The sequence below is a fragment of the Psychromonas sp. genome (assembly GCF_047632995.1).
In the GTDB taxonomy this organism is placed as follows: Bacteria; Pseudomonadota; Gammaproteobacteria; order Enterobacterales; family Psychromonadaceae; genus Psychromonas.
In genome coordinates this window covers 1-21170 of record NZ_JBLIEK010000066.1, presented here as the reverse complement: position 1 = coordinate 21170, position 21170 = coordinate 1, and the positions used below count along the sequence as shown (strand labels likewise).

General features: G+C 41.1%; 18 protein-coding genes. 7 read left to right on the top strand and 11 right to left on the bottom strand.

Translation table 11 applies throughout. The annotated features are described in order from the left end of the window. The coding region (locus ACJAT7_RS11875; RefSeq protein WP_415227016.1) for an aldehyde dehydrogenase family protein at nt 1-820 on the bottom strand (820 nt) is incomplete at its 3' end. Nucleotides 821-1178: 358 nt separating this feature from the next. On the opposite strand from ACJAT7_RS11875, the gene ACJAT7_RS11870 reads away from it, so the two are divergent. Both ACJAT7_RS11870 and ACJAT7_RS11865 read left to right on the top strand, forming a co-directional pair. After that, nucleotides 1179-2237: an AI-2E family transporter gene (locus tag ACJAT7_RS11870; RefSeq protein WP_415227015.1), complete on the top strand. Its 1059-nt coding sequence runs from the start codon at nt 1179-1181 to the stop codon at nt 2235-2237. Between the two features lie 2 nt (nt 2238-2239). Beyond that, nucleotides 2240-3154, top strand: a complete 915-nt coding sequence (locus ACJAT7_RS11865; protein ID WP_415227014.1) for a class I SAM-dependent methyltransferase — start codon at nt 2240-2242, stop codon at nt 3152-3154. An 80-nt stretch (nt 3155-3234) separates the two neighbouring features. On the opposite strand, the gene pta is transcribed toward ACJAT7_RS11865, so the two are convergent. Then, entirely contained in the window at nt 3235-5418 is a 2184-nt protein-coding gene (pta, locus tag ACJAT7_RS11860) for a phosphate acetyltransferase (RefSeq protein ID WP_415227013.1), read from the bottom strand. Nucleotides 5419-5486: 68 nt separating this feature from the next. Then, a complete protein-coding gene (locus ACJAT7_RS11855) occupies nt 5487-6689 on the bottom strand; it encodes an acetate kinase (protein WP_415227012.1) in 1203 nt (400 codons plus the stop codon). A gap of 265 nt (nt 6690-6954) precedes the next feature. On the opposite strand from ACJAT7_RS11855, the gene yfbV reads away from it, so the two are divergent. Further along, nucleotides 6955-7404 (top strand): terminus macrodomain insulation protein YfbV, encoded by a 450-nt coding sequence (yfbV, locus tag ACJAT7_RS11850; RefSeq protein WP_415227011.1) that lies wholly within the window; start codon nt 6955-6957, stop codon nt 7402-7404. A 6-nt stretch (nt 7405-7410) separates the two neighbouring features. Here the strand turns inward: yfbV and rlmA are convergent, their stop codons facing one another. The 4 genes from rlmA to focA all read right to left on the bottom strand — a co-directional run bounded on the left by rlmA (nt 7411) and on the right by focA (nt 12370). Beyond that, entirely contained in the window at nt 7411-8229 is an 819-nt protein-coding gene (rlmA, locus tag ACJAT7_RS11845; protein WP_415227010.1) for a 23S rRNA (guanine(745)-N(1))-methyltransferase, read from the bottom strand. A 37-nt stretch (nt 8230-8266) separates the two neighbouring features. Next, the gene (pflA, locus tag ACJAT7_RS11840) at nt 8267-9007 is read right to left on the bottom strand and encodes a pyruvate formate lyase 1-activating protein (RefSeq protein WP_415227009.1); all 741 of its coding nucleotides are present in this window, start codon (nt 9005-9007) and stop codon (nt 8267-8269) included. A 160-nt stretch (nt 9008-9167) separates the two neighbouring features. Next, entirely contained in the window at nt 9168-11453 is a 2286-nt protein-coding gene (gene pflB, locus ACJAT7_RS11835; RefSeq protein WP_415227008.1) for a formate C-acetyltransferase, read from the bottom strand. Nucleotides 11454-11494: 41 nt separating this feature from the next. Further along, nucleotides 11495-12370, bottom strand: coding sequence for a formate transporter FocA (focA, locus tag ACJAT7_RS11830; RefSeq protein WP_415227007.1), 876 nt, complete (start codon nt 12368-12370; stop codon nt 11495-11497). A gap of 390 nt (nt 12371-12760) precedes the next feature. Between focA and ACJAT7_RS11825 the strand changes: the two genes are divergently transcribed. Continuing rightward, entirely contained in the window at nt 12761-13264 is a 504-nt protein-coding gene (locus ACJAT7_RS11825; protein ID WP_415227006.1) for a glycine cleavage system protein R, read from the top strand. 109 nt (nt 13265-13373) lie between these two features. On the opposite strand, the gene ACJAT7_RS11820 is transcribed toward ACJAT7_RS11825, so the two are convergent. Both ACJAT7_RS11820 and fldB read right to left on the bottom strand, forming a co-directional pair. After that, nucleotides 13374-14897, bottom strand: a complete 1524-nt coding sequence (locus tag ACJAT7_RS11820) for a DUF3360 family protein (protein ID WP_415227005.1) — start codon at nt 14895-14897, stop codon at nt 13374-13376. Between the two features lie 396 nt (nt 14898-15293). Beyond that, nucleotides 15294-15812, bottom strand: coding sequence for a flavodoxin FldB (gene fldB, locus ACJAT7_RS11815; protein WP_415227004.1), 519 nt, complete (start codon nt 15810-15812; stop codon nt 15294-15296). A gap of 36 nt (nt 15813-15848) precedes the next feature. On the opposite strand from fldB, the gene xerD reads away from it, so the two are divergent. The 3 genes from xerD (at nt 15849) to recJ (ending at nt 19435) form a co-directional block, all read left to right on the top strand. Beyond that, nucleotides 15849-16745 (top strand): site-specific tyrosine recombinase XerD, encoded by an 897-nt coding sequence (gene xerD, locus ACJAT7_RS11810; RefSeq protein WP_415227003.1) that lies wholly within the window; start codon nt 15849-15851, stop codon nt 16743-16745. 118 nt (nt 16746-16863) lie between these two features. Beyond that, nucleotides 16864-17598 (top strand): bifunctional protein-disulfide isomerase/oxidoreductase DsbC, encoded by a 735-nt coding sequence (gene dsbC, locus ACJAT7_RS11805; protein ID WP_415227002.1) that lies wholly within the window; start codon nt 16864-16866, stop codon nt 17596-17598. A gap of 112 nt (nt 17599-17710) precedes the next feature. Beyond that, on the top strand, nt 17711-19435 hold the full coding sequence (gene recJ, locus ACJAT7_RS11800; RefSeq protein ID WP_415227001.1) for a single-stranded-DNA-specific exonuclease RecJ: 1725 nt from the start codon (nt 17711-17713) through the stop codon (nt 19433-19435). A 96-nt stretch (nt 19436-19531) separates the two neighbouring features. Here recJ and trmL read toward each other — a convergent pair whose 3' ends face one another. Together trmL and ACJAT7_RS11790 are read right to left on the bottom strand one after the other, a co-directional pair. Next, on the bottom strand, nt 19532-19996 hold the full coding sequence (gene trmL, locus ACJAT7_RS11795) for a tRNA (uridine(34)/cytosine(34)/5-carboxymethylaminomethyluridine(34)-2'-O)-methyltransferase TrmL (RefSeq protein WP_415227000.1): 465 nt from the start codon (nt 19994-19996) through the stop codon (nt 19532-19534). 196 nt (nt 19997-20192) lie between these two features. Then, complete coding sequence (locus ACJAT7_RS11790) at nt 20193-20870, bottom strand: response regulator (RefSeq protein WP_415226999.1); 678 nt, start codon at nt 20868-20870, stop codon at nt 20193-20195. Nucleotides 20871-21170 lie beyond the last annotated feature (300 nt).

The following is a 21170-nucleotide window of genomic DNA, read 5'->3' as shown; positions in this document are numbered from 1 at the left end:
ATATAACAGCACCGTATTCATCAAGGCGTGCTTTAAATTCTTCATATTTTGATTCAACAACAATAACAGCCTGCTCAGACGCACAAATCATACCGTTATCGAATGTTTTTGACATTAGGATTGAAGAGACAGCACGTTTGATATCAGCTGATTCGTCAATAACAACAGGAGTATTACCCGCGCCAACACCGATTGCAGGGTTACCTGAAGAGTATGCCGCTTTAACCATGCCTGGACCACCGGTCGCAAGAATGATGGCAGTATCGTCGTGCTTCATAATGGTATTAGTCAGTTCAAGAGATGGAGTATCAATCCAACCGATAATATCTTTTGGTGCGCCGGCTGAAACTGCCGCTTCTAAAACAAGTTGAGCTGCGTAGTTTGTACATTTTTTAGCACGTGGATGCGGTGCAACAATACAACCATTACCTGTTTTAAGCGCCATTAACGTTTTAAAAATAGCCGTTGAGGTTGGGTTAGTCGTTGGGATAATTGCGCAGATGATGCCCATAGGTTCAGCAAGTGTAACCGTATTGAGAGAATTATTGCGTGATAATTCACCAACAGTTTTAGTATCTGCGTAGCTGTTGTAAATGAACTCAGAAGCAAAGTGGTTTTTAATTACTTTGTCTTCCATAATGCCCATGCCTGTTTCTTCAACAGCCATTTTTGCAAGTTCGATACGGTGTGTTGAAACTTTCAGTGCTGCCACACGGAAGATTTCATCAACCTTTTCTTGTGAAAAAGTTGCATACTCTGCTTGAGCGACTTTAACGCGCGCAATCAGGGCCTCTAATTCAGCAACTGTGCTTACTGTCATAATATTCTCCTAAGGATTTATAAAAATAAAAGTTAAAAATGTTTTAATAAAACGACGAACGTTGACCCGAAACATAATCTTAGTAAAAAACTTTCACATTATTATAGAAATTTGCTTTTTTGACGCATTGATCGAGATCATATGTAAGTAAATTACAGAATAACAATAAAAAAATAGCGCGATCTTAAAATGCAGCTTTAAAGCGCAACGTTTGTGATCTTAGAAAGTTATTTTCTACTATTTGTAATTTTATTACAACATTTTAGCATAGACTAAATAACGAAATCAAAAAGTCTTTGCGTATAAGCGTAAGCGGTAATAAGCTCCTCTATTACTTTAACCATTAGATGAGATTGTTATGCTAAATGTATCAACATTTGCCCGCTGTACATTATATTTTTCAGCGATAGTTATCTGCTTGGCGGGAATTAAAATTGCAGCCCCGATTGTTGTACCGTTTTTACTGTCTCTCTTTGTGGCTATTATTTGCAATCCTGCGATTAATTTTTTAGCGCAGAGGAAGGTGCCGCGTAGCATTGCTATTGCGCTAGTGGTTATTTTTATCTTCTCACTGTTTATCGTTTTAGGCGGAATTATAGGCTCAGCAGTAAATGGTTTTAGGCTGGCGGCGCCTACCTATGAAGCGCAATTGGCAAATGAAATTGATTGGTTAATAAGTTGGATGGGTCAACATAATATCTCTATTTCAATGAATGAGATACGGGGCTATTTTGATCCCGGCAAGGTGATGACCTTAGTGACGACAACATTATCTGGTTTTAGTAGTGTATTAGGCAATGTCTTTCTATTGTTGCTCACCGTGGTATTTATGCTTTCAGAGGGGCCGGGTTTTACCAGAAAACTGCATATCGCCTTTGATGATTCAGCGACAACAAAAAAGCGCTTAGATCACTTCTTAAATATGGTTAATCGCTATATGGCGATAAAAACGGTTATTAGTTTAGTCTCAGGTTTAATTATCGGCTTGGTTTTATGGTTGTTGGGTGTTGATTTTTTTGTATTGTGGGCTTTATTGGCCTTTTTACTCAACTATATCCCTAATATTGGATCCATTATTGCGGCTGTACCTGCTGTTATCTTAACTTTTCTGCAGCTTGGTATGGGCTCTGCCGCAGTGGTTATCGGTTTGTTTGTTGGTGTTAATATGGTGATGGGTAATGTGATTGAACCTAAGTTTATGGGGCGAAGCTTAGGTTTGTCGACCTTAGTGGTATTTTTATCGTTGATTTTTTGGGGCTGGTTATTAGGGATGGTGGGGATGTTACTCTCTGTTCCATTGACGATGATTTTTAAAATTGCCATCGAAAATAGCAAAGAAGGGCGTTGGTTTGCTATCTTACTAAGCTCAGATGAAGAGATCGACGCGCTGAAACCCGTTATAAAAGAAGATAATTAAAGATGAATATAGTAGAAAATATCAACTGGTCAAAGGTTGTCTCACTGCCTGAAAATGAGATGCAACGTTTATTACATGGGCGTGGTTTTTGTTTCTCAGACTGCACTTATATTAATATCGACTGGTTATCGCCGGTGCTGTTAATTATTTTATATAAAGAAGTCGAAGAGAGTTGGCTAGACAATCTTAGTACGCAGTTACTTAGCAAAATGACGGAATTAGGATTCACTGTAAAAAGTATCCTAGTGCAGCATCGTTGCCGAGACTTTGCACCGACAGCGCTGCTGTTTGGCGAGGAGATCTGCGATTTGGTCGCCACAGAAAATTCTCTTAACTATAAAATTAACCTCGGCAGCAAGCAGAACTACGGCATCTTTTTAGATATGAAAAACGGGCGCCAGTGGGTACAAAAAAACAGTCAAAAAAGACGCGTATTAAATCTCTTTTCATATACCTGTGCATTTTCCAATGCGGCCATCGCGGGGGGGGCAGATCAGGTTATCAATCTGGATATGAGTAAAGCGGCGCTGGCAGTTGGACGGGATAACCATAGATTAAATGGGCATGATTTAAGTAAGGTTAAATACTTAGGGCATGATCTTTTTAAATCCTGGGGGAAGATTAAACGTTTTGGACCTTACGATATTATTATTGCTGATCCGCCTTCACTACAGAAAGGCAGTGTCAATATAAAGCGCGATTACCCGAAGATTATTCGCCGCTTGCCTGAATTGTTGAATGAAGGGGGGATGGCGTTATTGTGCTTAAATTCACCCGATTTAGATTTCCAGTTTTTAATTGAGACACTGCATATTGAGTGTCCGCATGCGCAGATTATTAAACGGATAACCCCACCCGATGAATTTTCAAATATCGATCCGGATCGAGGGTTGAAATGCGTACTAGTGCAGTTTTAACTAACTGATAATTTTTATATTACATATAAAAAAGCCCCGCTTTGTCAGACAAAGCGGGGCTTTTTCTCAAGGGCTATTGGTTATTGCTCTGACACTACCAGCTCTTGATCTGCTTTTGCTTTATCGGCAGCTTGTGTTGCCTGAATTGCAGTAAGCGCGATAGTGTAAACAATATCATCAACTAATGCGCCGCGAGACAAGTCATTGACCGGTTTACGCATACCTTGCAGCATTGGACCAATACTGATTAACTCTGCACTTCGTTGCACTGCTTTATAAGTGGTATTACCGGTATTTAGATCTGGAAAAATAAATACGGTCGCTTTACCTGCAACAGGGCTATTCGGAGCCTTGCTCTTAGCAACATTTTCCATTACCGCCGCATCATATTGAAGCGGGCCATCAATAAGCAGATCAGGGCGACGTGCTTGTGCTATTTTGGTTGCTTCACGTACTTTTTCTACATCTGAGCCTGCACCTGAAGTACCGGTCGAGTAGCTGATCATCGCAACTTTAGGATCAATACCAAAAGCGATTGCGGAATCTGCAGACTGAATAGCGATATCGGCAAGTTGCTCAGCAGTAGGATCTGGATTGATTGCACAGTCACCGTAAACCAGTACTTGATCCGGTAATAGCATAAAGAAGATTGATGACACTATATTAGCATTAGGTGCTGTTTTAATGAGTTGTAGTGCTGGGCGAATCGTATTAGCTGTGGTATGAACCGCGCCAGAGACAAGACCGGCAACTTCATCTTCAGCCAACATCATAGTGCCCAATACAACTGTATCTTGCAGTTGTTCACGGGCAACAACTTCGGTCAGGCCTTTAGCTTTACGTAATTGAACCATCGGTGCAACGTAACGCTCAATCACATCAATTGGATTAATTATTTCCACTTCATCTGTTAATACGATCCCTTGCTGTGTTGCAATTCTCAGAATTTCGTCAGGGTTGCCTAATAAAACTGGTTTTGCAATACCGCGTTGCGCGCAGATAAGCGCAGCCTGAATTGTACGCGGCTCTTCACCCTCAGGTAATACAATGCGCTGACTTGTTTTACGTGCGAGCTCTGTTAAGTGGTAACGGAACGCAGGCGGCGATAGACGGCGAGATAAAGATGAATCTTCGGTCAGCGTATTTAACCAATGGCCATCGATATGACTGGCGATGTATTCCTGCACTTTTTCGATGCGCTCAACATCATCAACAGGAATTTCCATATTGAAGTTTTGTAGGCGCTGCGCTGTTTGCCAAGTGTTACTCTTAATGAGTAATACCGGTAGACCAGATTCCATTGCGCGGCCGCACAGTTTCATTACTTCATCTTCCGGCGGATAATCACCGGTTAACAATAAGCAGCCGATTTTCATACCGTTCATTACAGCAAGGCAAGCAGCAATAATCACATCACTACGATCGCCGGAGGTTACCAGCATTGATCCGGCTTTAAAGTGCTCAATCATATTCGGAATAGAACGGGCACAGAAAGTGACGCTTTGTAAACGACGTTTATCAAGATCACCTTTATTTAATATCTGTGCTTCTAGGTGAGCAGCAAGATCTTTGACACGTGGCGCAATAAGATCTGCGCTCCACGGGATGCAGCCAAGAATCGGTAGTGGGCTTTTGCTGAACATCTGCAATACTTCGAGATTGCTGCTTGGTGCAGTGGTCGGAATATCAAACATTTCGGTTAAATCGGGACGTGATTTATCACTTTCATCAATCGGCGCGCCAACTTTATTAATAATACAGCCTGCAATACGATTATTCTTTTTACCGCCAAAAGAGGAGACCGCAATTTCTATGCGCTCTTTTAATTGCTGTGAAGTGTCATTACTCGGATGAGTAACAAAGACTATCTCTGCGCCTAAGGCTTTGGCAATGCTGTGGTTGATTTCGTTGGCAAACTGATGCTTATCCGTTGGCACAAGCCCCTCAACAATAATCACATCACTCTCTTTTATGCCTTGACGAAAACGTTCAACAATATTTTCTAATAGGTCTGATGTTCTGCCAGAGGAAATAAGGTTTTCTGCGTATTTGATTGCAAACGGCTCAGGCGGATTGATTGATGAACCATTACGTAACGTAGTCGTTGAACGCTCCGGTCCGGTATCCCCCATACGAGGTTGAGCAATCGGTTTGAAAAAGTTAACGGCGACACCTTGGCGCTCCATGGCGCGGACCATACCAAGACTGACAGAAGTAACACCGACACCAGAGCCGATGGGAATGAGCATAATTGTGCGGGGCATGACTATTCCTTGTAGAGATAGAAGTTAGAGAAAAAAGAGGGGGTATTTCCCCCTGTCTGTATTAATAATTATTGATTTGAAGCGAGTTTTACTGAATCTTGTGCAATAACCCACTCTTCATTTGTCGGGATAACCATTGCAATAGGAGAACCATCTACGGTAATTGTGCCTTGCTCACCCAATCTGGCTGCTTTATTCTTTTCGTCATCAATTTGATAACCGAAGATAGACAATAATGCTAAGACTTGTGTTCGGATAAGGTGAGAGTTTTCACCGATACCACCGGTAAAGACAATTGCATCAATACGACCGAGTGGAACAGCATAAGAAGCGATATATTTCGCTAAACGGTAGCTGAACATCTCCATTGCCAGTGTTGCTCTTTTATTGCCTTTTTCATTCTCTGCTAGAATGTCGCGGAAATCACTAGAGATACCGGAAACACCTAAAAGACCACTCTGTTTTTGCAGCATATCCATTACACCTTTCAGGCTGTAACCTTGACGTGTTACTAGGTATTCGATAATACTTGGATCGAGATCACCACAACGCGTTCCCATAACCAATCCTGCAAGTGGTGTCATACCCATGCTGGTATCTACACATTTACCATTTTTAATGGCTGCCACAGAGGCGCCGTTACCCAAATGTGCAGAGATAATATTAGTATCTTCAACTGCTTGGTTTAATGCTTTTGCTGCTTCATGCGTCACAAACAGGTGACTCGTGCCGTGCATACCGTAACGACGAACATGCGCTTCTTTATATAAATTATATGGTAGTGCATACATAAATGCTTTTGCAGGCATTGTTTGATGGAATGCAGTATCAAATACGGCAATTTGAGGAAGTGTTGGAAAGGCGGATTGTGCGGCTTTAATACCTAAAACATGTGCGGGATTATGTAGCGGCGCGAGAGATGAACACTCTTCAATCTCCTCTAGTACAGCATCATTAATAATAACCGACTCAGTGAACTTTTCTCCACCATGAACAATACGGTGACCAACTGCTACAAACTGCTCGGCTAACCCCTCTTCTGTTTTGATGATCTCTTCAACGATATAAGAGATTGCTGCTGAATGCGCACTGTGAGAGGGGAGATTGGCGGATTTTTTCTTTCCTGCAATTTTCCATTTAATGCGCGCATCAGGAAGATTAAAGCATTCAGCCAGACCGCTAATAATCTCATCTCCACTGTTGGAATTAATGACTGCAAATTTAAGGGACGAACTACCACAGTTCAAGACAAGGACAAGTTTGTTGTTCATAAAAAGTTCCAGTAAGTAAATTGATAATATCAGCATCTTACTCGGTGGATGCTGAATAGCGTTAATGCTGAGCTAAGCGTCCAAAATCTATCACTATTTGTTCGGGTATTTTGCTCAATTTCTGTTGATTTAAGTTTACGCCGATGTGCTTAAATGACAATCAAGAATTTAGAATAATAGATTTAAAAGTAAATTTTTCATTAACAAATTAATGAACTTTTGTTAATGTTAGGTATGGAAAGAGATTCACTGAGGAGAGCTGTTTTTGAATTCATTTTTTGCTGTTATTGCGCAAGGCGATAAGTACCTACAAAGCTGGCCAAAGCAAAATGTATTAAACTGTTTGTTTGCCGACAGCAAAGTTGCTTTTTACACGCGCTTGTCAATCAAAACTACGCCTGCTTTTATTATGTTAATTATCGCATTGAATATTGCGCTTCCTGCTTTATTTAACTGGCCTGTAACGGCTACATTCATCCTGTTTCTGCTTGGGCTACCTGTTCAGGGGCTATATTGGTTAGGTAAACGTTCACAGAAATTATTGCCGAATCAATTATTACCCTGGTATACCGCTATCCATAAAAAGCTTAGTGGTAATAATGGCAAACAAGCTGTTATTTTGCAGCGTCCCTCTTATTTAGACTTGGCGTTATTGCTGACTCATGCCTTTAAATTGGGCGGCGATCAGTTTTTACAGCAGCATGAGCTCATTTAAGTTTTATTATCGCTTTTGGTAAATTTCGATATTAAAATCACACTCAATTTCCCAGTGTTTTTCGGCTAATAAATCCACCATTTTTTGTTCACTAAACTTCCAGGCAAACGGGGTCATATTGATTAAATTTTGCAGTATCGCCGGCGAGTCAATTGTAAGCCGATAATTAAGATTTACCTGTTTAATTTTATTAAACCCGGCAGGCGCTGAATTATCCTCGACATGTTCATTTACTTGCTGGTAAATTTTTTCTCGCAGTTCAAACAGATGACGCGGGGCGGGTGTGACGGTTATCAGATAACCAGCTTGTTTGACCAAGCGCTGCAGTTCACTTTCCAGTGACGGTGCATAGATTCGGATTAAGGCATCTAAACTATTATCCGCCAGCGGTACATCGTATGCACTGGCGACACAGAAGTTAATGTTTTTATAACGCTTAGCCGCATAACGTATTGCCACTTTGGAAATGTCCAATCCGTTAATCACAAACTGCTCTGGGAGTTGCGCGGCTAGACGCGCAGTGTAATAACCTTCGCCGCAACCTAAATCAAGAATTTGAGCCTGCTCTTTGTCTGCTATGTATGCAGACACTAACTCACTGACTTTTTCCGCTAATGGCAAATAACCGTCGCTGTTTAAAAAAGCACGCCTTGCCTGCATCATCTCTTTATTATCGCCCGGATTTTTTGAGTTTTTGGCATTCACGGGGAGCAGGTTTAAGTAACCCTCCTTGGCAATATCAAAATGATGATTGTTGGCACAGATCTGGGTGTTATTGGTCTGCTGTAAAATTGTCTGGCAAAGCGGGCAAATAAAAGGAGTCATAATTGGGCTCTATCAAGCGGGCGAAATAATCTATTAATCAGTAGATCACACAGTCATGGTATTGCAAAAGAATCTCTTTTATTTTGTCCATACTCTCATGAGTTGGCGGACTTACGCCATCGAGCGGGTAGATTTCTCCCATTGCAGTCCATTTATGCTTACCGAGTTCATGGTAGGGTAACAGCTCTATTTTTTCGATGTTTTTCATCGGCGCAATAAATTTACCCAGTGCATGTACATCATCGATACAATCGGTATAACTGGGTAAAACCACATAACGCAAATAGACCGCTTGATTACGCTGGGCTAAATATTTTGCAAACTCAAGCGTGTATTTATTACTAACATGGGTGAGGTCGATATGCTTTTCATTATCCATCTGCTTGATATCCAATAACACCAGGTCAGTCACATCGAGCACACCTTTAACAGTGTCATCGATTCGGCGAACAAAGCCATTGGTATCAAGGCAAGTATGAATGCCTTCCATTCTACAAGCGCTAAAAATGGCTTTAACAAACTCTGGTTGCAGCATAGATTCGCCACCAGAAACGGTAACACCGCCACCCGATGCATCCATATAATGACGGTATTGCACAAGCTCGGCCATTAATTCATCAACGCTCATTATTTTGCCACCTTCAGTATCCCACGTATCGCGGTTATGGCAGTATTTACAACGCATTAAACAGCCCTGTAAAAATATAATGAAACGGATCCCCGGTCCATCGACGGTACCGCAGGTTTCAACAGAATGAACTCGCCCAGTTAATGACATCAAAGCCCCTTTAAAACTGATTATTTGATCTTTTTCTTGGTAAAGAGAGAGATTAAATAATCACTTTATTGTAGATAAAAAGAAAGGTTTCATCCCGAAGAATGAAACCTTTTTGATTATAACAGGCTAACAAAAAAGTTAACCTGTTTATCTATTTTATTTACAGGTTAGCTGTAAATGTACGTGAGATAACATCGTTTTGCTGTTCTTTAGTTAACGAGTTAAAGCGTACTGCGTAACCAGAAACACGGATAGTCAACTGAGGGTATTTATCAGGATTTTCCATTGCATCTACTAACATTTCACGGTTCATTACGTTTACGTTTAAGTGCTGACCACCTTCAATTTCAGGTGTGTGCTTAAAGTAACCGTCCATCAGACCCGCTAAGTTTGTTTTTTGTGAGTCGTCAGTTTTACCTAATGCATTCGGTACGATAGAGAAAGTATATGAAATACCATCCTGTGCGTAGGCAAATGGTAGTTTAGAAACAGACGTTAATGATGCAACCGCCCCTTTTTCATCACGACCATGCATTGGGTTAGCACCTGGCGCAAATGGCATACCAGTACGACGACCATCTGGAGTGTTACCTGTTTTCTTACCGTATACCACGTTAGAGGTAATAGTAAGGATAGACTGAGTCGCACGTGCATTACGATACATTTTGTGAGATTGAATTTTCTTCATGAAACGCTCAACAAGATCACAAGCCATATCATCAACACGAGGGTCATTGTTACCAAATTTAGGGTAATCACCTTCGATGTCAAAATCAATTGCGATACCGTCTTCATCACGCACAGGTTTAACCGTTGCGTATTTAATGGCAGAAAGTGAATCTGCTGCAATTGAAAGACCGGCGATACCACAAGCCATTGTACGTTCAACATCACGATCGTGCAGTGCCATTAACGATGCTTCATAGCTGTATTTGTCATGCATGTAATGAATACAGTTAAGTGCAGTGACGTATGTTTCCGCTAACCAGTCCATAAAGTGATCAAGATTAGAGAATACTTCATCATAATCTAATACTTCAGAAGTGATTGCTGGCAATTTTTTCGGACCAACTTGCACTTTTGATTTTTCATCTACGCCGCCGTTAATTGCGTAAAGCAAGGTTTTAGCAAGGTTGGCGCGTGCACCAAAGAACTGCATCTGCTTACCGACAATCATAGGTGATACACAACAAGCGATAGCATAATCATCGTTGTCGAAGTCGTTACGCATCAAGTCATCATTTTCATACTGGATAGATGAAGTATCAATAGATACTTTCGCACAGTATTTTTTGAAGTTAATAGGTAATGATTCAGACCATAACACAGTAATGTTCGGCTCTGGAGAAGGACCCATAGTGTATTGCGTATGCAGGATACGGAAGCTGCTTTTAGTTACCAGCGTACGTCCATCAACACCCATACCACCAATTGATTCCGTTGCCCAGATTGGGTCACCAGAGAATAGGTCGTCATACTCAGGGGTACGTAGGAAGCGAACCATACGTAATTTCATTACTAGGTGATCGATAAGCTCTTGTGCTTCAGTCTCGTTAAGTTTACCTGCTTGTATATCTTTTTCGATATAGATATCAAGGAAGCTCATTGTACGACCGAATGACATTGCCGCGCCATTTTGAGATTTGATCGCTGCTAAGTAACCGAAGTAAGTCCACTGAATGGCTTCTTTGGCATTTTGTGCAGGATGAGAGATATCACAACCGTATTTAGCCGCCATCTCTTTGATTTGGGCTAGTGCACGGAATTGCTCAAAGATCTCTTCACGTAATTTCAGCGTATCTTCAAGTGTTGTTCCGGCAAGTAAATCTTTTTCTAAGCTTTTATGTTGCTTCGCTTTGTCAGCCATTAGGAAGTCAATTCCGTACAGCGCAACGCGGCGGTAATCACCGATAATACGACCACGGCCGTAAGCATCCGGTAAACCGGTTAAGATACCTGATTTACGACATTTAAGGATGTCGCCAGTGTAAACATCAAAAACACCTTGGTTATGTGTTTTACGGAATTCAGAGTAAATTTTATTGATCGTCGGATCTAGTTCTTTACCGTAAACTTTACAAGAACCATCGATCATACGAATACCGCCGTTAGGGATAATCGCACGTTTTAAAGGCGCATCAGTTTGCAGACCAACAATGGTTTCTAAATCTTTGTTGATGTAACCCGCGTCATGAGCCGTAATTGTAGAAACAATATCAGTATCGAAATCAACAGGAGCATGAGTGCTGTTTTCCAGTTTGATCCCTTCCATCACTTTAGCCCAAAGCTGATCAGTTGCTTGGGTCGCTGTCGCTAGGAAACTTTCATCACCTTCAAAAGGAGTGTAGTTTTTTTGGATGAAGTCACGAACGTTAACTTCAGTTTTCCAAGTATCACCAGCAAAATCTTGCCATGCTGATGCAAATTCTTCATTAAGCTTAGTCATAAAGATTTACCTTGTAGTTAGGAATAAAAAATTAGATGTAATTATAAATTTACTTTTATTTTGTTTTTTTGTGCCGGACGTAGATAGATCATCCAGTGCATCAAACCAACGATTACACCGCCACCGATAATATTACCGAGAGTGACGGGGATTAAATTGTTTATTAAAAAGTTTAGGGTTGTAATATCTGCAAATTCACTGGCATTGTGGCCGATTGAAAGCCAAAACTCAGGTGACCCGTAATGTTGGATAAGGATACCAATCGGTACCATAAACATATTTGCAATACAGTGTTCAAAGCCAGAAGATACAAACATAGCCACTGGTAATAAAACTGCAAACATTTTATCCGTGACTGAGCGCGCGCCAAAAGCCATCCAAATTGCAAGACAGACCATAATATTACATAAAATACCAAGTGCAACTGCTTCTGTAAATGAATGATGGAGTTTATGTTGGGCAATGTTTAATGCAGTTAGGCCCCACTGTCCATTGTCAGCATTATATAACCCAGCGAAGAATATAAGAAAAACCAGAAAAGTAGCACCGACAAAGTTACCAAAATAGACAACGGTCCAATTTTTAAGCATCTGCATCGTCGTAATACGCTGGCTGGCTTTGGCAATAAGGGTGAGCGTGCTACTGGTAAATAGTTCACCACCGACAACAACAACCAATAAAAGGCCTAGACTGAATGCTGCGCCACCAATTAAATTTTTAATGCCCCATGCAACATTTTGGGTGCCTGTTGTAACGGTAACATAAAAGACAAATGCGAGGCTGATGAACATGCCTGCAGTAACCGCGAGATAAAAAGCAGATAGGAAGGCTTTGGTTGCTTTACTATATGCAATATTATCAGCCTTTTCTGTGATTTGATGAGGGAGTAATTCATCTATTTTATTTTCTGCCCACATGGCATTTTGTCCTATTCATCACGTTAAAATCGAGTCTAACAAATGGATTATGCAATAAATTTGATCTGAATCAACCACCAAAGGTTTTCTGTAATTTTATTACAGTTTGTGAGTTTTTCTGTCATTTTCAAGGAGAAAGGGGCAGTTTAAGGTGATGTTTGCGTTATTTTTTTCTAAATGACGTGATAAAGAAACATTCCACTGTAATGGGAAGAGGGGGCTGCTGTGTTTTTTTTAACCTCTTTTAGCGCTATTCCTTTGCACTGATTGTGCGTCTCACTTTTATTGTGCTTTATCATTTATTTGGTTATACACTGAAAGTATAAGTTTCTTTTATTAACAATGAATTATCGGTTTAATCATGGTAAGTCATCTATTGGGGGTAAGTTTATGAATGTGCAAATAATGGTAACAATTAATGGCTCAAATAAGGTCGATTTAGTAAAAGTATTGTCAGAAAAAACCCATGCGTTAGATGGTAAATGGTTAAACAGCAAAATCAGCCATATTGATGATTATTTTGCCGGCTTGATCAAAATTGAAATAAGCCCGGAGCATGTTGAAGAACTAATTAATGAATTTAAAGCATTAGGCATTAATGTTGAAGCGGCTGAATTAGATTTAGTTTCACAACAGCATACAACACATCTGAATTTAAATATTGATGCAAAAGATCGTCCCGGTTTGGTGAGCGAAATATCACAAGTGCTTAGCGAGAATAGTATTAAAATTGAAAATATGGAGTGTCATCGTTTAGGGGCGGCTGATATTGGCGCCGTATTTACCAGTCAGTTTAAAATAGCGGTTTCCGATAACTTTAATAAAGAGCAGTTGATCAATTCATTGCAAGAGATAGCCTCCGATCTGTTCATCGATTTGCGTGACCAATCTTAAACAGAGCAACTAAGTTAGCATTTTCCATGCTTAGCTAAAGTTGCTTATTCAGATATAAAAAAAGGCGACTATCTTAACGATAGCCGCCTTTTTATTATTCTAAGCCAGCTTAAAGCAGAGCTGGAATGCCGAATTGATCTTCAAGCATACCGACTGCAAGCATTGCCGCTAAACAGACCATAAATACTGAGCCCGGGATAATCACCTTGTCCATGATAGATAGTTTTTTAGCACGTTCTTTATTACCAATTAATCCATTGTTATCTAAAAACATGGTGAGCGCCCATGCTAATACTGGATTAGCAACTGCTGCTGCAAATATACAAATACCTGCAGACTGAGCATTTTTTGTGTCTTTAATCATCTGCATACCAGCTTCAAGCAGTGGTAAAAACACCCCAACTAACAACGCAATTTTCATTACCGGAGGCCATACCGCTACATCCATTGGGAAACCCAAAATCGCGATAATCATTACCAATAAACCAAGAATAATTGAGCCACCTGGAATTGGGCGTTTTGCGATAGCCGCTGGAATCATATAGGTTCCCCAGCTTGACGTAATATTACCACCACCAACAGCCGTTCCGACAATTTGACGGATAGAACACATGGTCATTGTATCGTCTACATCCATAAGTACTTTTTCAGTACCTTTGGGATAGTTAAGCTCTTGGAAAATACGGTGTCCTAAGAAATCAGGAGACCACATAGCAACCGCTAAAATAGCAAAGGGTAATGATGCAATAAAGTGCTGTAAGTTAGGTAAGCCAAGCATCCAACCTTCAGTTGTGCTACCCCACCAGTAAACTGGGTTTAAGTTAGGTAATCCCATCTCTGTTTGGAATGTGAGGTCAAATCCAGCGCCACAAATAAGTGCAACCAGAAGACCTGTTATCGCACAGGCCGGAATTGCTAACCAGCGTTTATTGATTTTTGCAAGGTAGGCATAGAGAATGACAGTGGCGGCCAAAACGATCAGACCGACATATCCCATGCTACCCGCTGCAACGCCCTGATCAATGGACTCAAGGCCTTTACCCCATGATTGAACACTTCTAATCATTGACAGCGTGCCACCAAATCCGAGGAACACCAATAAACCACCGACAACACCATCACTGGTTAAGTTAACCAGTTTAGAGCCGCCTTTAAAGTAACTGAGTGTTAAACCAAACACACCGAGCAAAATGGCGAGTGCAAGAGGGTGAGCCCCCGCTAATGCAATGGCACCGATTAATGGGATCATTGGGCCATGGTTACCGGCAAGGTTCGCGCGTGGGTTAATAAAACCGGAGGCTACAACACAGAACAAAAATGCTGGAATAAGCATCTCTACACGGGTCACTTCAATTGCAAATTCTGTACCTAGCGTGATTCCCCATTTCTCAGATAGGCCAGTTGCCCACGCTGACATTACGGCGGAATACATAGCGATAATACCAATAGTACCTGCAATGGCGGGTACAAGATCTTCCCACTCAAAACGGAAGTCACGACCAGGTAAGTTTAGCGCGTAACGACGTGGTTTCATGATTTGTAGTTCATGATCCAGATAATCAGAACGCGTTTCAAACTCGCGTGCTGGTTTATGTAATTCGCGATAAGTCGCATTTTGGTTTTCGTCCGACATGGTACGATGTACTCCCTTACGGTTGGTGAGTCTTGGTTAAAATGAATAAGTCAAATAATACTAATGGATTTTACATTAAAATGAAGTAATTCATTAGTACTATTAAATAAGTGGCGTAGCTTAACGAAAGAGTTTAAAAGCTGATTGATCTGGATCAGAATAGTAACGATACTGAAATTAAATAACTAAAAAACATTAACTAAACTGTGATCTGAGTGGGGTAAATGGGGAGGTAACCTCGCTTAATGCCTATCTTTTAATCAAAAATGTTGAAATTTAACCACCAGAGGTGTGTTTGAATTTAGTCAGGGCGCATAAAGATGGTGGGTGTAAATGCACGTTAAATATGGGAGCTAATTTAGTTGCTCCTCAAATTCGATTATAAAAGAGGCCTAATTACACTAATAATTCTATCTCTTGTAAAATTTGTAAGCACCACTGCTCAATACGCTGATCGCTAAGTTCATACTGCGAGTCTTCATCCAGAGCCAGACCCGTAAAATATTGCTTATCCGCAGTCAGTGCTTTTGAGGCACTAAATTGATAACCATCGATTGGCCAATAACCGATAAATCGTGGTGCTTGCGGTAGTAGTTGATCATGTAATAGCCCGACGGCATCAATAAACCATTCCCCATAGCCTTCCTGATCACCCAGTCCGTATAAGGCTACAATTTTGTTATTGACATTAACCGACTCAAGTTCATCCCAAATGGCTCCCCAATCTTCCTGTAATTCGCCATAATCCCAAGTGGAAATACCGAATATGAGAATATCGTAATCATTTATCTTGCTAATCCCCTCTGTTTTTATGTTAAATAGGTCGACAATGTCAGCGCCTAGCACGGCTTGAATTTTTTCAGCCGCGATTTCGGTGTAACAAGTGCTGGAGCCATAAAACAAACCGATTTTCATAATAAAACCTTAATAAGCAAAGAGAAGGATAGTTTAATGGAACTATTGACCATTGACCAATTTTTAGATTCATTATGGCTGGAGCGGGGGTTATCAAAAAACACCTTGGATTCTTACCGCCATGATCTACGTTTGGTTGAGCTGTTTTTAGAGAGTAGAGAACTGACATTAGGTGATGCTAGCTATACAGATTTAAGCGATTACTTTAGCTTTCGTTTAAATTGTGAAAAAGAGTACAAGAATAGCTCTACCGCGCGTTTAATGAGTGCACTGCGACGTTATTATCAATATTTATGTCGCGAGAAAATGCGCGCAGATGATCCCAGTGGCAAACTGCAAAGTCCGAAAACGATTAAACCCTTACCCAAATCACTGTCTGAATCAGAGGTTGATGGTCTGCTATCGGCGCCTGATTTAACGGATGTCGTACAATTTCGCGATAAAGCGATGTTGGAGCTGCTCTATGCAACGGGATTGCGTGTATCGGAACTGGTGGGGTTGACGATGGAGGAGATAAATTTACAGCAAGGAGTGGTGCGTATTACCGGTAAAGGCAATAAAACCCGTTTGGTCCCCTTGGGCGAAGAGGCTGTGTATTGGGTTGAACGTTATCTTGATGAGGCCAGACCTGAGCTGTTAAAAGGGCAGAGCAGTGATATCCTGTTTCCAAGCCGCCGTGGCAGCATGATGGTAAGGCAAACGTTTTGGCATCGTATTAAATTTTATGCGCAGGTTTGCGGCATAGATAAAGAGGCGTTGTCTCCTCATGTACTGCGTCATGCTTTTGCCACACACCTGTTAAATTACGGGGCGGATTTACGTGTTGTGCAGATGTTATTGGGTCACAGTGACCTTTCCACAACGCAGATTTACACCCATATTGCACAAGATAGATTAAAAGAGCTGCATCAGGTACACCACCCGAGAGCTTAATAACTGTTTGTGAGTCAGCACTATTGTTGCAAGGGTTAGAAAAACGTTCACAAAGAACGGATTCCTAGGCATACTCAGTTATAACTAATTTACTAAACACTAATGGTAAGGATTGTGTATGTCTTCGAATCTATTTAAAAAATGCACTGTCACTGTAATGGCAATGTTAGCTTTCTCTTCATTTTCTTTTGCAGCACAGGACGTTGATAATGCAGCTTTTGATAAAATAGCGGAAAAAATGGGTGCATTACAAATACAAGTGACCTCAGTAAAACCTTTTGTTGTCGATGGGCTGTATGAGGTTTTAACCGATCGGGGTGTTTATTACGTCAGTAAAAATGGCCGATTTTTAATCCATGGCAATATTTACGATTTAGATAATGAGATGGAAAATATATCGGAAAAAAGTTTAGTGACGCTGCGTAAAAATAGATTAAAAGCGTTCGAAAAAGAGATGATTGTCTATAAAGCGCCACAAGAAAAGCATGTTATTACTGTTTTTACCGATACCAGTTGCGGTTACTGTCAAAAACTACACTCTGAAATGGCCGATTATCATAAGCAAGGAATTACAGTTCGCTATTTGGCTTTCCCGCGTGGAGGAATTAAATCAGCAACTTACAATAATATGGTCTCTATCTGGTGCGCAGATGATCAAAAACTGGCCATGGATAACGCTAAAAAACGCCGTGCAATCAAATCTACAACCTGTGAAAACACAGTAAAAGAACAATATGAATTGGGCTTGTTTTTTGGCGTGAACGGTACGCCTGCCATTATTTTAGAAGATGGCTCACTTAAACCGGGTTACTTACCCGCGGCGAGTTTAATACAGTTGCTAGAGAAAAAATAAAAGGTATCCGCTTTTTTCTTTGCATAAGGCGATAAACTGCATCGACATTTCCTGTTGATGCACTTTATCGCAATTGCATCCTACCTTCCCAATCGGAGTGCTACTCGCTGTTATGACCTCTATTCAAGTGAAAAAACGACCCGTTGTTGATGCTGGTTTTCTTAACCTTTCCTGCTCCCCTCTATTGCAACAGCTCTATGCAAATCGCGGTATTAGCAATGCAGATGAATTAGATACCAGCACAAAAAATTTATTACAAAGTAAAGAGTTAAAAGGCATTGAGCAAGCCTGCGAGCTGTTATATAAAGCCTTAATAAGCGCGCAGAAAATTGTAGTGGTCGGCGATTTTGATGCCGATGGAGCAACCAGCACGGCACTTAGCATACTTGCACTGCGCGCATTAGGTTTTAGTAATATCGACTACCTTATCCCTAACCGTTTTGATTATGGTTATGGATTAAGCCCAGAAATTGTTGATTTAGCGATCAGCAAAGGGGCGCAATTGTTAATGACAGTGGATAACGGAATCTCAAGCGTCAGCGGTGTTGCACATGCTAAAAGTAGAGGATTAACGGTACTCGTTACCGATCATCACCTGCCCGGAGAACAAACACCTCTCGCTGATGCCATTGTTAATCCTAATCAACTGGGGTGTACTTTCCCCAGTAAAAATTTAGCCGGGGTGGGCGTCGCATTTTACGTTATGTTAGCACTGCGTGCCTTTATGCTTGAGAAAGGCTGCTTTGCAAATAGCAAAGCACCGAACCTGGCTTCTTTGTTAGATATTGTGGCATTGGGTACGGTTGCAGATGTGGTCATGCTTGATGCCAATAATCGCACCCTTGTCCAGCAAGGCTTGGCACGCATTCGTGCTGGTGTCTGCCGCGTCGGCATTAGCGCACTAATTAGTGTCGCCAAGCGCAATCAGGCGCAACTTGTTGCCAGTGACTTGGGTTTTTCATTAGGACCAAGATTAAATGCAGCAGGGCGTTTAGATGAGATGAGTTACGGGGTGGAACTCTTATTATGCGACAACCCTGAACAGGCCAATATTATGGCGAATGAACTTGATGCACTCAATCAATCGCGCCGTGAAATTGAGCAGGGAATGCAGGAAGAAGCGTTGAAAACGTTGCAAAATTTGCAGCTTGATGAAGACAATATTCCCCATGCTATCTGTTTATTTGATCCGCACTGGCATCAAGGTGTGATAGGACTGGTCGCATCGCGTATCAAAGAGTCTTATTACCGCCCGACTTTTGTTTTTGCTCAAGCGGCAGACGGCGAGATAAAAGCATCGGCCCGTTCCATTCCTGGTGTGCATATTCGCGATATGCTGGATTTAGTGGATAAAAAAATACCTGACGTTATTTTGAAATTTGGCGGGCACGCGATGGCTGCAGGGCTGTCATTAAAAGAGAAGCACTTTGAGTTATTTGATAAAACATTAAATGAAGTGTTGGCCGCACAAGTGCCAGCTGATCTGCTCAATAATGTAATGCTTTCTGACGGGCAGTTAATTGCGCAGCAGTTTAATCTTGAGCAAGCGCAAGAGTTACGGGATGCGGGGCCTTGGGGACAGGGATTTCCAGCCCCACTGTTCGATGGTTCATTTAAATTATTACAGCAAAGAATAGTTGGCAGTAAACATCTTAAAATGATCCTGCAAGTGGGAGATAAAACTATTGATGCCATTGCATTTAATGTGGATATTAAATTTTGGCCTAATCCATCGATAAAAAATGTATATTGCACTTATCGCTTGGATATCAATGAATTTAGAGGCAATCGCAGCGTGCAGATGATGGTGGAATTATTAACCCCCGACGCTTTGTAGGGCGCTCGTTTAACAGCTAATGGCTCTCCTTAGAGTCAGACTGAAAAATCAGTTCAGGCGCAGAGAAGCTAAGCTGAACTGATTTGAGATTGGGGTTTAAACCGCACCGGCAAAATCGAGCTGACGCCACGCTTCGTAAACAAATACAGAGACGGCATTGGATAAATTCATCGAGCGGCTTTCTGCTTTCATGGGAATACGCAGTTTTTGTTCGCCAGGTAATGCGTCAAGAATTTCACTGGGTAAGCCACGTGTTTCTGGGCCGAACAGTAAAACATCATCAGACTGAAAGCTTGCCTGACTATGAAAGCGGGTAGTTTTTGTCGTGCAGGCATAGATCTTTTTCCCCTCCACCGCACTCAAAAACGCCTGAAAATCTTTATGGCGATAAACATGGGTAAGCTCATGGTAATCGAGTCCGGCTCTGCGTACTTTTTTCTCGTCTAAATCAAAACCTAAAGGTTCAATTAAGTGCAAAACACAGCCGCTGTTTGCGCATAAACGGATAATGGCGCCAGTGTTTTGTGGGATCTCAGGTTCAAATAGTGCTACTTCAATCATAGTATCTCGTTTTTATATTATAAAAATCGTGGGATTGTATACCGATGTTACTTCAAGATGCAAAATCAGCTTGGAGTAGATAAATGCATACACACCTGCTTATCAATCTTTTCTGCCGCCATCTGTAAAGATTGAGGGGTAACTAGTGAGCACAACACCCTTTTTATTTAATAGTTTGCCGGGCGAATAGGCTCTCTTATAACCAGATATAACCACGTCCTCTGACGTTTTTTACGCGGGTTTGTCCGTCTCGTCGAGTCGGTAATTTACGTCTTAAATTACTTAAGTGCATATCAATACTGCGATCAAAGGGCTGTAGTTTTTTACCAAGCACCTGTTCACTAAGCGCTTCTTTTGAAAATAGCTCTCCCGGGTGGCGCAAAAACTTCTCTAACAGTAAGCGTTCGGTGGTAGTTAATTCAATGGTAAAATCCTGGCAAATTACCTGTTGCTGATCAGGATAAAGATCAATGTCCAGGTAGCTTATTTTACTTTGATGTTGTGGTCTTTTTTGTGGCCTCCGATTTAGAATCGCGCGAATACGCACAAGCAGTTCCTGCTTGCTAAAGGGTTTACCTAGGTAGTTATCCGCAACCATTTTTAGTTCTAATACTTTATCAATCGGATCCCCTTTAGCGGTGAGCATTAATACGGGTATGTCACTTTTTTGGCGTAATAATTTGAGCATCTCTAAGCCATTCATACGGGGCATCATAAAATCTAATAAGATAAGATCGTAATCATCCGAGAGCGCCTTTTGTAAACCACTTTCACCATCGTGAGCTGTTTCAATATTGAATTTTTCAAGGGATAAAAATTCGACAAGCCAACAAACAAGTTCTTTGTCGTCATCAATTAAGAGTAGTTTATTCATAAGTGACCTTTAAAAATGCCTCCGCATCAGTGTAAGTCAGATCGAAGAGGCTAAAGTAAAATGATATTCATCTCTAATTCAAATCCATTCGTCGTTAAAGAGTATATACCCAAACTACTTCAATATGCAGATTCAGAGCTTCACCCGGATGCTAGAACAAGGCATAACATGCTGACCTTTCGAGCGATTAACTGCGTTAATCCTCTATCGGTAGATGTTAAATGCAAGCATTTAACATCTTGAATAGTTACTCCCTTTTCAAGTGTTATAACGCAGTGCTAGCTTTCGGGTGTAACTTCC

Bases quoted from the DNA above. Each gene is read 5' to 3' on its own strand.
- ACJAT7_RS11870 (WP_415227015.1), top strand. From the start codon at position 1,179: ATGCTAAATGTATCAACATTTGCCCGCTGTACATTATATTTTTCAGCG.
- ACJAT7_RS11865 (WP_415227014.1), top strand. From the start codon at position 2,240: ATGAATATAGTAGAAAATATCAACTGGTCAAAGGTTGTCTCACTGCCT.
- pta (WP_415227013.1), bottom strand. From the start codon at position 5,418: ATGCCCCGCACAATTATGCTCATTCCCATCGGCTCTGGTGTCGGTGTT.
- ACJAT7_RS11855 (WP_415227012.1), bottom strand. From the start codon at position 6,689: ATGAACAACAAACTTGTCCTTGTCTTGAACTGTGGTAGTTCGTCCCTT.
- rlmA (WP_415227010.1), bottom strand. From the start codon at position 8,229: ATGACTCCTTTTATTTGCCCGCTTTGCCAGACAATTTTACAGCAGACC.
- pflA (WP_415227009.1), bottom strand. From the start codon at position 9,007: ATGTCATTAACTGGGCGAGTTCATTCTGTTGAAACCTGCGGTACCGTC.
- pflB (WP_415227008.1), bottom strand. From the start codon at position 11,453: ATGACTAAGCTTAATGAAGAATTTGCATCAGCATGGCAAGATTTTGCT.
- focA (WP_415227007.1), bottom strand. From the start codon at position 12,370: ATGTGGGCAGAAAATAAAATAGATGAATTACTCCCTCATCAAATCACA.
- ACJAT7_RS11825 (WP_415227006.1), top strand. From the start codon at position 12,761: ATGAATGTGCAAATAATGGTAACAATTAATGGCTCAAATAAGGTCGAT.
- ACJAT7_RS11820 (WP_415227005.1), bottom strand. From the start codon at position 14,897: ATGTCGGACGAAAACCAAAATGCGACTTATCGCGAATTACATAAACCA.
- fldB (WP_415227004.1), bottom strand. From the start codon at position 15,812: ATGAAAATCGGTTTGTTTTATGGCTCCAGCACTTGTTACACCGAAATC.
- xerD (WP_415227003.1), top strand. From the start codon at position 15,849: ATGGAACTATTGACCATTGACCAATTTTTAGATTCATTATGGCTGGAG.
- dsbC (WP_415227002.1), top strand. From the start codon at position 16,864: ATGTCTTCGAATCTATTTAAAAAATGCACTGTCACTGTAATGGCAATG.
- recJ (WP_415227001.1), top strand. From the start codon at position 17,711: ATGACCTCTATTCAAGTGAAAAAACGACCCGTTGTTGATGCTGGTTTT.
- trmL (WP_415227000.1), bottom strand. From the start codon at position 19,996: ATGATTGAAGTAGCACTATTTGAACCTGAGATCCCACAAAACACTGGC.
- ACJAT7_RS11790 (WP_415226999.1), bottom strand. From the start codon at position 20,870: ATGAATAAACTACTCTTAATTGATGACGACAAAGAACTTGTTTGTTGG.